At 73.1% G+C, this 13250-nt stretch carries 13 protein-coding genes; 6 read left to right on the forward strand and 7 right to left on the reverse strand.

Annotation, left to right across the window (positions count from 1 at the left end; genetic code table 11):
- Positions 1-120: 120 nt before the first annotated feature.
- The 6 genes from OG310_RS31935 to OG310_RS31960 all read right to left on the reverse strand — a co-directional run bounded on the left by OG310_RS31935 (position 121) and on the right by OG310_RS31960 (position 5802).
- A complete protein-coding gene (locus OG310_RS31935; RefSeq protein WP_329459314.1) occupies positions 121-549 on the reverse strand; it encodes an STAS domain-containing protein in 429 nt (142 codons plus the stop codon).
- Positions 546-1697 carry a cobalamin B12-binding domain-containing protein gene (locus tag OG310_RS31940; RefSeq protein WP_329459315.1) on the reverse strand — a complete coding sequence of 384 codons (1152 nt, stop codon included), beginning with the start codon at positions 1695-1697 and terminating at the stop codon, positions 546-548. Before OG310_RS31940 ends, OG310_RS31935 begins: the two co-directional genes overlap by 4 nt.
- Positions 1694-3388, reverse strand: coding sequence for a PP2C family protein-serine/threonine phosphatase (locus tag OG310_RS31945; protein WP_329459316.1), 1695 nt, complete (start codon positions 3386-3388; stop codon positions 1694-1696). Before OG310_RS31945 ends, OG310_RS31940 begins: the two co-directional genes overlap by 4 nt.
- A gap of 362 nt (positions 3389-3750) precedes the next feature.
- On the reverse strand, positions 3751-4176 hold the full coding sequence (locus tag OG310_RS31950) for an ATP-binding protein (protein ID WP_329459317.1): 426 nt from the start codon (positions 4174-4176) through the stop codon (positions 3751-3753).
- Between the two features lie 137 nt (positions 4177-4313).
- Complete coding sequence (locus OG310_RS31955; RefSeq protein WP_329459318.1) at positions 4314-4652, reverse strand: STAS domain-containing protein; 339 nt, start codon at positions 4650-4652, stop codon at positions 4314-4316.
- 448 nt (positions 4653-5100) lie between these two features.
- On the reverse strand, positions 5101-5802 hold the full coding sequence (locus tag OG310_RS31960; RefSeq protein WP_329459319.1) for a M24 family metallopeptidase: 702 nt from the start codon (positions 5800-5802) through the stop codon (positions 5101-5103).
- A 145-nt stretch (positions 5803-5947) separates the two neighbouring features.
- On the opposite strand from OG310_RS31960, the gene OG310_RS31965 reads away from it, so the two are divergent.
- Positions 5948-6481: a hypothetical protein gene (locus OG310_RS31965; protein WP_329459320.1), complete on the forward strand. Its 534-nt coding sequence runs from the start codon at positions 5948-5950 to the stop codon at positions 6479-6481.
- A gap of 9 nt (positions 6482-6490) precedes the next feature.
- Here OG310_RS31965 and OG310_RS31970 read toward each other — a convergent pair whose 3' ends face one another.
- Positions 6491-6784 carry an Lrp/AsnC ligand binding domain-containing protein gene (locus tag OG310_RS31970; protein WP_329459321.1) on the reverse strand — a complete coding sequence of 98 codons (294 nt, stop codon included), beginning with the start codon at positions 6782-6784 and terminating at the stop codon, positions 6491-6493.
- On the opposite strand from OG310_RS31970, the gene OG310_RS31975 reads away from it, so the two are divergent.
- The 5 genes from OG310_RS31975 (at position 6774) to OG310_RS31995 (ending at position 13117) form a co-directional block, all read left to right on the forward strand.
- Positions 6774-6863: an AzlD domain-containing protein gene (locus OG310_RS31975; protein ID WP_329459322.1), complete on the forward strand. Its 90-nt coding sequence runs from the start codon at positions 6774-6776 to the stop codon at positions 6861-6863. The two genes, OG310_RS31970 and OG310_RS31975, sit on opposite strands and share 11 nt — an antisense overlap.
- 626 nt (positions 6864-7489) lie before the next feature.
- Positions 7490-8029 carry an EF-hand domain-containing protein gene (locus tag OG310_RS31980; protein ID WP_329459323.1) on the forward strand — a complete coding sequence of 180 codons (540 nt, stop codon included), beginning with the start codon at positions 7490-7492 and terminating at the stop codon, positions 8027-8029.
- A gap of 823 nt (positions 8030-8852) precedes the next feature.
- On the forward strand, positions 8853-9617 hold the full coding sequence (locus OG310_RS31985; protein WP_329459324.1) for a dienelactone hydrolase family protein: 765 nt from the start codon (positions 8853-8855) through the stop codon (positions 9615-9617).
- Positions 9618-9939: 322 nt separating this feature from the next.
- Positions 9940-10575, forward strand: coding sequence for a TetR/AcrR family transcriptional regulator (locus tag OG310_RS31990; RefSeq protein ID WP_443078783.1), 636 nt, complete (start codon positions 9940-9942; stop codon positions 10573-10575).
- 88 nt (positions 10576-10663) lie between these two features.
- Positions 10664-13117: a DHA2 family efflux MFS transporter permease subunit gene (locus OG310_RS31995; RefSeq protein ID WP_443078784.1), complete on the forward strand. Its 2454-nt coding sequence runs from the start codon at positions 10664-10666 to the stop codon at positions 13115-13117.
- The last annotated feature ends 133 nt before the right edge of the window (positions 13118-13250 follow it).

The following is a 13250-nucleotide window of genomic DNA, read 5'->3' on the forward strand; positions in this document are numbered from 1 at the left end:
CGCCGTCGTCGCCGAAGCGTCCTCAGGGGGACGTCAGTTGCCCGCCCGCGTCCCGTGGCGAAGAAGAGTCGTTCACCGCAGGGGGAGCGGCGGCTCCCGGGGGTCTGCCCGCGGCCGTCCTCAGCCCGTGTCGGGGCGTGAGCCCCGCGCGCCCCGGGGACCGCGCGCGGTGTGCTGCGCGCCGGACCCGTGCGTGCTCGCCTCCTGCCGCTCGGGGGCGGCGGACACGGTCAGATGGGCCAGGGTCCCGGTGATCTCCAGCATGCGCTGGAGCGGCGGCCGGCGGTTGTCCAGGTGCAGCGCGACGCCGGCTGCCGTCGTCAGGCGGCGGGACATCAGCAGCACGGACAGGCCGGTCGAGTCGCAGGCCGTCAGCTCCCCGCAGTCCAGGCGCAGTCCGTCGGGCCCGATACCGGGCAGGTGTGCGCGCACCGCGTCCAGCAGTTCGCCCGCGCTCTCGTAGTCCAGCTCCCCGGCCAGCCGCAGGAGGACCCCGCGCTGCGTCCGCTCCGCGCTGATGGTGAGGACGGGGTACGGAAATGTTGTCATGCCTGCTCCCCGGTGCCGTTCAGTGTGCTGTGTGCGTGTGTCAGGAGGCCGACCGAGCGGGGGAAGTCCGTCAGCCGGCGGGCCAGGATGTCGAGGGCCTGCCCGAGCGAGGCGGTCGGTACCCGGCGCGCCGTGAGGATCTCCGCCGTCCAGGCGACGAAGTCCGTGAACAGCCGCGCGTCGTCCACGTACAGGGCGCTCGCCAGGAACTCCACGACGTGGGCGATGTCCTCGGCCGTGTGCTGGTGCTGTGCCTCCGTGTAGGCGCGCATCGCGGGGAAGCGCTCGGTGAGGTCGGACAGCACCTCCTTCACCAGCTCGGGGGCCGACCGTGACACCAGCGTGTACTCCTGGTCCGCGAGGTGCGGCAGGTCGTCCAGGGGCTGGTGCGCGGAGCCGGGGGAGGGGCGTCGCAGGCCCCGCGCCAGCAGGTCGGCGGCGGCGCGCGCGTCAGGGGCCCAGGCGTCGGCGCCGAACGCCCTCGCGTAGCGCCCGTCGGCGCCGAAGGCGGCGCCGCCCGCGAGCACGGGGGTCCCGGCGGCCCGGCACGCCGCGATCGCGGCGTGCGCCGTGGGCAGCCGGGTCGCGAGCGAGGAGGACAGCGCGACCACGTCGGGCGCGCTCCGGTGCAGATGCGCCACGAGATGCGGCGACGGGACCTGCCCGCCGAGGAACTCGACCTGCCAGCCGCGCAGTCGCAGGACCTCGGTGAGCAGCCGGGCCGGCAGCGCGTGCCACTCGCCGTCGACGCATGCCACCGCGACCCGTCCGAGCCCCGGCTCCGGCCGGGCCCCCGCACGGTGGGCCAGCGCGCCGATGACCCGGTCGTTGATGGCGCTGGCCGCGTGTTCCGCCGCCACACTCAGCCGGTTCGCCGCCCATTCGGTGCCGACGTGGCGCTGTACCGGCGCGACCACGTCGAGCAGTACCGATTCCGCGGATATGCCCTCATCCAGCGCGGCGAACACGGTCGCGGCCGCGGCGAACTCGTCGCCGGCGCACACCGCGTCCCACAGTCGCTCACGCCACACGGCCGCGCCCCCGCGGGACCCGGTCCCGGTCGCGGACCGGTCGGGGGCCCGGGTGTTCGTGAGGTCCCCCGCCCGGGGGACCGGAGAGGCCGCCGAGGCGGCCGGTGTGGACGTCATGCGGTGAACCTGCCCCGCGTGTGGCCGTTCACCGCACTCAGATGCGTCGTCCGTGGTGCGGTGATCGCGACGACGGCCATGTCGTCGTGCCGTCCCGCGCCGACCCACTGCGACGCCAGCATCTGGACCCGCTCCACCACGGCCTCGGCCGGCAGGCCCGCACACTCCGCGAGTGCCCTGCGCAGGCGGTGCTCCCCGAACAGGTCGCCGCCCAGCGGCCCGCCCCGTGCCTCCGTGATGCCGTCCGTGAACAGCAGGCACGTCTCGCCCGCCGCCAGGTCGGCCGTGACCGTCCGGGACGTGACCTCGGGCAGCACACCGATCAGCGACCCCCGTGTGGCGGTCTCCTCGACCCGGCCGTCCGCGCGGACGATGAGCGGGGCCAGGTGCCCCGCGCTCGTCAGCCGCAGCCGTACGGTCCCGGCGAACCGGCTCACCGAGGCGAGCACCATCGTCGCGAAGCGGGTGTGGTGGGAGTTGACGAGGGCGCCGTTGAGGAGGTCGAGCACCCGCTGGTGATCGCCCGCCATCGGCAGCAGCGCCTGCACGGTGTTACGGATCTTGCCCGTGAGCACCGCGGCCTCCAGGCCCTTGCCGCACACGTCACCGAGGACCACCAGCGACTCGGCGTCCGCGTCGTCGCCCGGGTGCACGTCGTAGAAGTCGCCGCCCGCGTGTTCGCCGGCGCCCGCGGCCCGGTAGCCGCCCGCGAACTCCACACCGTGCACCTGGTGCAGCCGGGGCGGCAGAAGGTCTCGCATCAGCGTCTCGGTGATGCTGGACTGCTCCGCGTACAGCCGCGCCGCGGACAGGGCGGCCCCGGCGCGCGCGGCGAACAGCCGCGCGAAGATCTCCTCGCTCTGGTGGAACCCCTGCCGGTCGCCGTGGCGCAGCAGGATGATCGCGCCGGCCGGCACCCCGTGCCCGGGCAGTGGGGTGACCAGGACCGAGCCGGCCGGACCGGTGAAACCGGCCGGAACGGCCCAGGCGGGCAGTTGCGCGGGGTCGATCCACCGCGACGGCACCGGCGGGAAGCCCTGCAACGCCTCGTCCAGGCCCGGCACCTCGGCCGGGTCCGCGGCCAGGCTCCCCCGGGTCAGGGCGCCGTCGGGGCCCGCGTAGGCCACGGCGCGGGGGCCGGCGGACGGGACGACGACCACGGCCGCGTCGGCCAGGTGACGCGCGGCGAGTTCGGCGGTCACCTCCATGCAGCGGTCCACGTTCAGGGAGGCGAGCAGTGAACTCGACGCCTCGGCGAGGAACGCCGTGCGCTTCTGCTCGGTGCGCAGGGCCTCCTCCGCCAGCCGCCGGTCCGTGTCGTCGACGAGCCACCACACGACGTCGCCCGCGTCGACGGGTGTGGGGTGCGCCTCGAAGGTGCGGCCGTCCACCTCGCCGTGCACAGGCGCCGGCCGGGGGAGCCCCTCCGTCACGCCGAAGTGCGCCTCGGTCAGCCAGGCGGGGGCCACCTCGGCCAGCGGCGTGCGGGGCCGCGCCGACGGGAAGAGCGCCGCGGCGGCGGCGTTGAGGTCGATCACGGTGCCCGCGGCGTCGGCCAGCAGGACGGGGTAAGGAGCGTCGGCCCAGGCCGCGCGCAGTGTGATCCGGGCGCTGCGGGGCTCGGCCGTAAGGCCCTCGGAAGTCTCCACGATCAACGGCTCGCGCGATGCGGGCCCCACCACCCTTCCCATGGGACAGATCATTTCCAGTCGACAACCTTCCCGCAGACAGGAGGGTGAAGCAATCTTCGGCACATCCATGCGGAGATGGGTGTGATGAGGAAAGTGTCAGAAATACCCCCTATGGGGTAATGAGGGGGTTTGGTGATGAGGCCGGCCGCGAGGAGCCGCCGGCGGATCTGCCGGGTGGGAGCGGTCCGACGCCGCCCTTCCCCGCGTGCTCAGCGGCCGAGAGCCGCGGAGCGCGCCGAACCCGGCGAGGAGGACGGCGCGACGGGCCGTTGGAGGCCCCCGGCGATGCGCCGGTGATCCGCCGGCACGGATGCAGGTTGATCCGGCCCGTGCCCGATCGTGGCGGGGTCAGGGGTCGGGGGTCAGGGCGCGGGGCGCAGCGGCATCACCGCGCGGACGGTCTTGCCGGTCGCGGTCACGACCACGTCGGGCGTCCCCGCGAGCCGGCACACCAGGGGCCAGCCGTAGCCGCCCGCCGCGAAGTCCTCCCGCCGGGGACGGGCCGTGGGGATGCGCGTGCTCGCGTCGGCGACGACGAGCACCAGCGCGCCGTCCACGACGCTCGCGGAGAAGCCCGTCACGCCGCCGCCGTGGCGCAGCGCGTTGGTGACGAGCTCGGAGGTGAGCAGGAGCGCGTCGGCGAGCACCGTCTCGTGCGCGGCGTCCTTCGCCACCAGCCCCTCCCGCAGCAGCAGGGCGTGGACCACACGGCGGGCCTCCGCCGCTCTGGTCGGGACACCGGCGCCGTACGTGCCCCAAGCCCCGTCGCTCCCCGTCGCGTAGGTCACTGCGTCCCACCTCGTCCCAGCCGCGCGCGAATACGTCCTGTCACCACTTGCGGCACCAGTCGTCCCTCTGTCGTGGTGTGCCCCGGAACGGGCCCCGCGAAAGCCGTGCGTCGCTTCGCAGGTCGGGCCCGTCGCGTTCACAGTTCGAGAGCGTCCTGAACCGTCGCGGCGAAGGTGAACGCGGACCGGGTTCCCGTCACGTCGAAGAGGCGCTCCACCACAGCGCTGAGCGGCCCGGCGATCACGAGCCGCCGGCTCCTGCCCCGCGCGCGCAGCAGCACGTGCAGCACCGTCGAGTCGGCGAACGACACCCCGGAGAGGTCGACCACCACCAGCCGGGCGTCCTCCCGGTCCGCCTTCTCCAGCGCGTCGTCCAGCAGTGACGCGTTCTCGTCGTCGAGGGACCCGGTCGCCCGCACGATGCGGCTGCCGTTGTCCGTCGTACGGGCGACGACCGTCGCAGAGTTCTCCACCACGGCCACAGGTTCTCATGCCGCGTTCCGGTCCGGACGGGGACCTCCGGGGATCGCGTGAAGGAAGTGATCCGACGGACCCACAGGGGGCACGGCCCCGCGCGGTACGCGGCGTCCGCGGGACCGTGTCCGGTGGCCGCAGGACGGGCCCGCAGGGGTTCGGCCGGCAGGGGACGCCGTCGCGGGAGAGGTACGGACGTGACCGCCTCACCCTCACCGCGGCGGCGGCCCGGCCGAGCGGGTGGACGCACAGAACGGGCCGCGCCGGCCGCCGGGTCGGACGACCACGGGCACGCGCCGGCCGGAGCGCCGCTCGACGACGCGGAGTGCGCGCAGAGCGCCGGGCGCCGCCCGACGGAGTCGGCGCCGTACGGTCCGGAGCGCCGGCGGACCCCCGGGGGGCGTCCTCCACGACGAGGCCCGAGGGTGCGCGTGCTGCCCGGCCGCGGCCTCAGGCGAGGTCGAGCAGTTCCTCGTGGAAACCGCCGAAACCCCGTTCCCGGTCCACGAGGTGGATCTCCAGGATCCAGTGGCAGGTCCGGCCACGGGCGTCGGGGCGGCGCATCGGGCGGTCGCTGCCGGGTGTGATGTACGAGGCGATCTCGTCGCCGTTGATCTTCTCGTGCGGGAACTCGCCCACCAGGTGCCCGCAGTGGTGCCCGCCGAACTCCCAGCCCGCCTCCTGCGTGAGCCGGACGACCTCCGCGTACAACTGCTCGCCGGTGATCGCGCGGTCCGACTCGAAGACCCGGCGGCCCGCCCCGAAGATCTCCGGCAGGGCGTCCCGCAGCCGCAGCTTGGCCGGGTCGTCGCCCAGCACGAAGGTGCGGCCGAAGTCGGCCTCCCACTCCTCGAAGAGCGGTCCGAAGTCGGCGAAGAGGATGTCGCCCTCCTCGATCACCCGGTCCGGCGGGTTCTCGCGATACGGGTGCAGGGTGTGGGGACCCGCACGCACGATGCGCTTGTGCCAGAACCTGCGTACCCCGTACAGCTCGTTGGCCAGATCCCTGATCCGGTCGCTGACCGCCCGCTCGCTCTCGCCGGGGGCCAGCAGGCCGCGCTTCTCCACCTGGGCGAACAGATCCTCGGCCTTGGCCTGCGCGTCGAGCAGCCGCCGCGCGCGTTCCGTCTCTTCAGCTGCGCCATCACTCATGCGCCGAGCCTAGGGCCCCCGGGGCCTGGACCGCCCGGACATGGGCGCGGAGGGCCGGCCCGCGGTGGACGGGACGTCCCGACGGCCGCGGCGGGCGGGTGGACCCGGGCGACGGCGCCGGGCCGGGCGCTCGCATAATGCAGGGATGGCACGCAATGCGAAGACAGCACGGAAGAACCCCCTCATCACGGCCGCGACGGCGCTCGCGGCGCCCGCCGTGCTGGCGGCCTGCCTCACCGGCTGCGGCGGTCACTCCTCGCCCGACGCGTCCCCCGCCGCTCCCACGCCGAGCGGGACCCCGGGCCAGGTCGAGGCCAGTTCGAACGGTGCGGTGGTGTCCGTGACCGGGGCCGTCGCCCATCTCGACCACTCCGGTGACGGCACCCTCACCATGACCGTCAGCAACTCCGGTACGGTCACCGACCATCTCGACATGGTCGGCGTCCCCGGCGGGGCGCGCGGGGCGCTCGGCGGCGGCAAGAACCCCAAGGGCAACGGGGCGATGAACACCGCGGGCATCCTGATCCTGCCCGACGGCAGTACCACCTTCGGTTCTGCGGGCGGGCCCAGTGTGGCACTCCGCCACGTCAGCGGAGTGACGAGCGGTCATACCCTGCCGGTGATCCTGCAGTTCGGCGTGGCGGGACTCGTCCGCCTCCAGGCGCACGTAACGGACTGATCCGCCGGGTCACTTGATGTGCTTCATCGTCAGGTGCGAGTCCACGCGGGCGATGCCCGGCACGTCCTCCAGCATGTCCGTCACGAAGGACTCGTAGTGCTGGAGGCTCTCCGTCGCGACCCGCAGGAAGTAGTCCGGCAGGCCGAACATCCGCCGGAACTCGACGACTTCGACGAAGGACGTGGCACGCTCCTCGAACGCGAGCACGGTCGCCCGGTCGCTGCCGCCCGCCCGGGGCGTACCGCCGGCACCCGCCGGCGCGTTGGCGTGGCCGGTGGCGCGACTCGTTCCGGTGCTGGTCACCGTCGCCCTGCACGCCTGGCGTCGCTCCACCCTGCTGAGCATCGCGGCGGGCACGGCGGTGTCCCTGCTCCTGAACTGAGTGGGGGCTGGACCGCTGCGGGCGGACGCCGGGCGCGCGGGCCGGGTCCCCGCGCGGACGGCCGAGCCCGGGCTCTGCCGGTGGCGTAAGGGCCCGCACGCGGTCGGGTGCCGTGGTTGGTCTCGCCGTGACGGCACACATGCGCTCGACGGCCGGCGCGAGCCGGTCCACGTGCCGCACGTGCCCGGCCACACACCGGGCGGTGTCGCCGCCATCTGCTGGACAGTGGTGTGCTGTTCTCCGGCGACTCCGTCGCCACCGGCGAGGGGCGCCCCGTGTTCGGCCCCTTCCACGTGGAACGGACCACCGCGATCGCCTCGTTCCACCGGCTGGCCGCACTGGAGCCGACTCTGGTGTGCGTACCGCACGGGGACCCGTTGACCGAGTCGGGCCGCAGCGGCCCTGAGAGCGGCTGCCCCGGAGACGGACTGGCTCTGAACACCGCGTCGGGAGCGGGGAGTCGAGGTGGCCGCGGGCACCCGGGGTCCGCCCTGAGAGTGAGTGTTCGCGCATATGTGCCCGTGGGGCGCGGGGCGCTTCCCGGCCTATAGTTACACGCTGTCCGCCGCTCGGTAGGGCGGTCGCCGGCGATTCATGGTTCGGTTCGGCGTCAGGGGAGGCCGCTCATGGCCAGTGTGTTTCAGGAGCGCAAGCTCAAGGGGATATTCGCGGCGTTCGACGCGGACGGCGACGGCTATCTGCGGGAAGAGGATTTCAGGGCGCTCGTCGTCCGCTGGAGCCGGCTGCCGGGAGTGGGTCCCGGGACGGAGCTGCGCGGCCGGGTGGAGACGCTGCTGATGGGGTGGTGGGCGGCGCTGCTGGAAGTCGGCGACGCGAACGGGGACGGTGCGATCGACATGAGTGAACTGCTCGCCCTGGTCGACAAGCTGCCCGTGATGGTGGGCAGTGTGACGGCCACGGCCGAAACCGTCTTCGACGCCGTGGACGCCAACGACGACGGTGTCATCTCACCGGAAGAACACCGCAGGCTCGTCGAGACCTGGAACGGCAGGCCCGTGGACATGACGGGCGTCTTCGAACTGCTCGACCTGAACGGGGACGGTCACCTCAGCCGCGACGAGTTCGCCCTGCTGTGGCGGCAGTTCTGGATGAGCGACGACCCGGTGGAGCCGGGCAACTGGCTCTGTGGCCGGTTCTCGGTCTGAGGCGGATCGCCGCATGCCTCTGGGGGAGCGGCGGGCGGCCCTGGTGCGACGCGGGTGAGGCATCTTCCAGCAGCCCACCCAGGTCCGCCTGCGTGGCTCGGTGCTCGCCGACCCGTGTGAACGCCGAACGGTCCGGCGTCCACACCGAAACCGTCGTCTGATACGCCGTCAACGACGGCGAGGGCTCGTGCGTCGACCGGGCCGCCGCTCCTACCGCCTCGCGCCGGCGCGCCTGCCAGTGCGCGCGGGCGGGGGCGGCGGCCCGGCCGGTCGCGGCGAGATGGTCCGACACCGCCGGGACACCATCGCAGATCAGGGCGAGGTTGCTGGTGGGACGGATCAGCGCGAGGGCGCGGCCGGCCGCGCCGTGCGCCGCGGCACGGTGAGCCATCTCCGCGGTGCTCGGGGGGTGGTGCGGCAGCCCTGGTCCCGGACACCGGCCGACCGCCGCGGCACGTGACCATGAGCACGTCGGTCGGCCCCGGCGCTGTCGGCCGGCTGCCGGCAGCTCGGTGGGCCGCACCGACGGAGCCGAAGGGGCAGCGTCCGCGAGGCGAGGGCATGTGCCGGGGGCTTGCGCCGGGAGCGACGTCGCGGACTCGGCTCGGGGCCGGTCCGAAGCGGCGATCGGTGCCGGGGAAAAGGGATTGGAGGGACGATGATCAGGCTGGTAGCTTGCAGTCGACCGTGACACCGCCCGAGGAGGTGAGACCCATGAACGCTGTATCGATGTGGGTGCTCCCCCTTCCCGTCATGGCCGGCGACTGACGTAGGTGTCGCCGGGAGCGCCTCGACAACAAGGCACTCCCGAAAGGCAACACCCTTGCACGCACTGCAGTTCACCGCCGAGTCGTCGTCGAACGGCGTACGCGAACGCGATTTCACCGTGGGCGACGTCCCCGGCGTTCTCTGGTCGCCGGTCCCCGGCGACGATCCCGCGCCGCTGGTCCTGATGGGCCATGGCGGCGGCAGCCACAAGAAGCACCGGTCGATGGCGGGCCGCGCGCGCCTTCTCGTGACCGGCTGCGGTTTCCATGTCGCCGTCATCGACGCGCCCGGTCACGGAGACCGGCCGCGCACCGCGCTCGACGAGCAGGACATCGCGGCGTTGCGCACGGCGCAGGCGGCGGGTGAGCCGGAAAGCCCGATCGTCGTCCCGTACAACGCCCGCCTGGCGCAGCTCGCCGTGCCCGAGTGGCAGGCGACGCTGGACGCCCTTCAGGATCGTCCGGAGATCGGTGCCGACGGCCCGGTGGGCTACCTCGGCATCGGCCTCGGCACTGCGATCGGGCTGCCTCTGGTGGCGGTCGAGCCCAGGATCACGGCGGCGGTCTTCGGTTTGATGTGGCCCGATGCCCTGGTCGAGGCGGCGAAGCAGATCACCGTGCCGGTCGAGTTCGCTCTGCAGTGGGACGACGAGCGGATTCCGCGTGAGGACGCCCTCGCGCTGTTCGACGCCTTCGCCTCGAAGGAGAAGACGCTGCACGCCAACGCGGGCAAACACATCGACTTCCCCAGGTTCGAGGCCGACAGCGCGGTCCGCTTCCTCGCCCGGCACCTTGGGCGGGCGGTCGCCTCGACGGCCTGAAGGTGACAGGCAGCGGCGTCCGGTCCGCCGGGCGGGCGCCGCTGCCGCGGCTCGGGGCGGGGCTGCGTTCGCGGATGACGGATCGGCGTGGCCGGAGTCCCGCCACGTAACTCGCGGGCGCCCTGTCATAGCGGGGACGGCGGGGCCTCGGGGCCGAAGCGGACCGTACGGAGCGCGACGTCGGACAGGCTGTACCACGGCCGCCAACCCCTCGCAACCCTGTGCGAGAAGGAAAAGCTTGCGTTTCGCCGGGGCAGAGCCTACGGTCTTAACGGTACGAGGTCGTTTCGCTAGTGCCGCACGGAAAGGGGGCGACGGGACCATGATGGTGTCGCAGGCCTCCCCGCGGAGCGACCGGACGGACCCCGCGGACGGCGGGCCCTGTCCGCCGCGCAGGCGTAGCCGGATCTCCGCCGAGCGCGAGTCCGAGATCTACGAAGGCGTGCTGAGTCTGCTGCGTGAGGTGGGGTACGAGGCCCTCACGATGGACGCGGTGGCTCTCGGGGCGCGCTGCAGCAAAGCGACCCTCTACCGGAAGTGGAGCGGGAAGCCGCGGCTCGTGGCCGCCGCCCTGCGGCACAGCAGACCGTTCGACTTCGAAGGCCTGGACACCGGAAGCCTGGCGGGCGACCTGCACGAGCTGACCGTACGCATCGGAGAGGCGAAGAAGGACACCGATCTCCTGCAGGCCGTCGTGCCCGCGGTGACCAAGGATCCCGAACTCGCCGCGGCCTTCGGCGAAGTACTGCGACAGGACCATGACGCCCTCTACAGCATGTTCGACCGGGCCGCCGAGCGCGGTGAGGTCGCCGCCGACTGCCCGGCCCGTGCCTACCTGCCGCATCTCCTGCTGGGTGCCGTCGTCGCCCGCACGCTCATCGATCTGAAGGAACCGGACCCCCTCTATCTCCAGCGGTACGTGGACGCCGTCGTCCTCCCCGCCCTGACCCGGCGCTGAACCGCGAGTCGACAGGGCGTCGTCACGCCCCCGACCCCGCGCGTGACCGGGCGCCGCTCATCCCCTGAAAGACCTGGAGGACCCCGGCGTGTCAATATCCGCCGTCGACCAACCCGTTGAGGCCGCCACACACGTGGAGCGCCCCGGCGCCGAAGCGCGGCAGCACCCACCGAAGCGCTGGTGGGCCCTGGCCGTCATCGGACTCGCCCAGCTCATGGTCGTCCTGGACGCGACCATCGTGAACATCGCCCTCCCGTCCGCCCAGCAGGACCTGGGCTTCTCCAACGACGGCCGGCAGTGGGTCATCACCGCCTACTCCCTCGCCTTCGGCAGCCTGCTGCTGCTCGGCGGGCGCCTGGCCGACCTGCTCGGCCGGCGCCGTACGTTCATCATCGGCCTGGTCGGTTTCGCCGCCGCGTCCGCCCTCGGCGGCGCGGCCAACGGATTCACCATGCTCGTTGTGGCGCGCGCCCTGCAGGGTGTGTTCGGTGCCGTGCTCGCACCGTCCGCGATGTCCCTGCTGACGACGACGTTCGTCGATCCCAAGGAGCGGTCGAGGGCCTTCGGTGTCTTCGGCGCCATCGCCGGATCCGGCGGTGCCATAGGGCTGCTGCTCGGCGGCGTGCTCACCGAACACCTCGACTGGCGCTGGACGCTCTACGTCAACGACGCCATCGCGGTGTTCGCCGTGATCGGCGCGACGCTCTTCGTCCGCGGGGCAGCGCCGGCCCAGCGTCCCAAGCTCGACCTGCTGGGGACGGTCCTCGTGGCGGCGGGACTCTTCGGGGTGGTGTTCGGCTTCGCCAACGCCGAGACGCACACCTGGAGCAACTGGATGTGCTGGGCCTTCCTGGCCGTCGGCGGCGTCCTGCTCGTCGTGTTCACCCTGTGGGAGAGGCGGGCCCAGCACCCGCTGCTGCCGCTGCGCGTACTGGCCGACCGCAACAGGGCCAGTTCGTACGTCAGTGTGTTCATCTCCGGCGCGGGGATGTTCGGCGTCTTCCTCTTCCTCACGTACTACCTGCAGCAGACCCTGCACTACACGCCCGTCCAGACCGGTCTCGGCTTCCTGCCGATGGTCGGGATGCTCATGATCACGGCCCAACTGGCCACCAACCTGCTGATCCCGCGGATCGGGCCGAAGCCCGTCGTGCCCGTGGGGATGGGTCTGGCCGGCGCGGGCCTGGTCTGGCTGACGTCGCTCGACCTGCACAGCACGTACCCCGCGCACGTCCTGCCGGGTCTGCTCCTGCTGGGCCTCGGCCTCGGCCTGGTGATGCCGCCCGCGATGAGCCTCGCGACGCTCGGTGTGCAGCCCCGGGACCAGGGCGTCGCGTCCGCGACGGTGAACACCATGCAGCAGGTGGGCGGTTCCATCGGCACCGCGCTCTTCAACACCATCGCGGCCACGGCGGCCACGAGCTATGCCAAGGACCACATCGGTCAGCGTGACCTGCCCGTTCAGGCCGCGCTCCACAGCTATGCCAGTGCCTACTGGTGGGCGGCCGCCTTCTTCGCCGGGGGCCTGGTCGTCTCCGCGCTGCTCTACCGCCGCGGCCGGCCCGCCGCGTTCGCCCCGGCCCCCCAGGACACGGGGAGTACGGCCGCCGGCGCCGAGGCCGCCGACGCGGCGACCGCGGTGCCGCAGGTGGACACCGCTGTGCGTACGCCCGCACACCACGCCAAGGGACCGGCCCGGGCCGCCACCGCGGCGCCGGGCGTGCTCGGCCGTGTCCGTGACCGGGCCGGCCGGCCCGTGCACGGCGCCTCGGTCACCCTGATCGACGCGGCCGGACGCCAGATCGCCCGCACGGTCGCGGACCACGACGGCCGGTACGCCCTGCCCCACCCGGGGGCCGGTACCTACGTGGTGATCGGTTCGGCGTCCGGCCTGCACCCGCACGCGGCCACCGTCACGGTCGGCGACACGAACCTTGAGACGGACCTGCTGCTGACGGGCTCCGGCGGACTGACCGGCACGGTCCGCTCCGCCCTCGGTCCTGTCGCGGGTGCGCTGGTGGTGGCGGCGGACCAGTACGGGGACGTCGTGGGAACCGCCACCACGGCGGACTCGGGGTCCTATGAACTGCCGGACCTCACGCCGGGCGCGTACACCCTGGCCGTCACGGCCGAGGGACACCAACCAGGCGCGGTGGCCGTGGAGTTGACTGACGGCCTGCCCGGGACGTGCGAGGTGGAACTCCTCCCCGCCGCCCACATCCGCGGCACCGTGCGCAACACGGGCGGGACGCCCATGCCGGACACACTGGTCACCCTCATGGACCGGGCGGGAAACGTGCTGACACGGCACCTGACCGATGGTGAGGGAACCTATGCCTTCGAGGCGCTTCCGCACGGCGACTACACCGTAGTGGCCAACAGTTACCCGCCCCGGGCGGTTCCCTTCTCCCTCGCCGACAGCGGCCGGGCCGAGGTGGACATCGACCTCGGCCACGAGAGCCCGGCGCCCGACGGACCCCCCGTCGGCCGTACGGAGGCCGGCGTGCCGGACCAGGGCGCAGACCGGGAGCCGCTGGGCTGACAGCGGGACGGATACCGCGCAGACGGCAGTTCATGGGCGGCGGCACCGCGTCGGCGGTGCCGCCGCTTCGGCGCGCGGGGCCGCGGGGCCGGCGTCCGGCCGTGGCAGGACGGACCCCGGCAGCACCCGCCGC

The sequence above is a fragment of the Streptomyces sp. NBC_01497 genome (assembly GCF_036250695.1).
Taxonomy (GTDB): domain Bacteria; phylum Actinomycetota; class Actinomycetes; order Streptomycetales; family Streptomycetaceae; genus Streptomyces.

Coding starts and splice junctions, on each gene's coding strand:
- OG310_RS31935 (WP_329459314.1), bottom strand. CDS start 549: ATGACAACATTTCCGTACCCCGTCCTCACCATCAGCGCGGAGCGGACG.
- OG310_RS31940 (WP_329459315.1), bottom strand. CDS start 1,697: ATGACGTCCACACCGGCCGCCTCGGCGGCCTCTCCGGTCCCCCGGGCG.
- OG310_RS31945 (WP_329459316.1), bottom strand. CDS start 3,388: ATGGGAAGGGTGGTGGGGCCCGCATCGCGCGAGCCGTTGATCGTGGAG.
- OG310_RS31960 (WP_329459319.1), bottom strand. CDS start 5,802: ATGAGTGATGGCGCAGCTGAAGAGACGGAACGCGCGCGGCGGCTGCTC.
- OG310_RS31965 (WP_329459320.1), top strand. CDS start 5,948: ATGGCACGCAATGCGAAGACAGCACGGAAGAACCCCCTCATCACGGCC.
- OG310_RS31980 (WP_329459323.1), top strand. CDS start 7,490: ATGGCCAGTGTGTTTCAGGAGCGCAAGCTCAAGGGGATATTCGCGGCG.
- OG310_RS31990 (WP_443078783.1), top strand. CDS start 9,940: ATGATGGTGTCGCAGGCCTCCCCGCGGAGCGACCGGACGGACCCCGCG.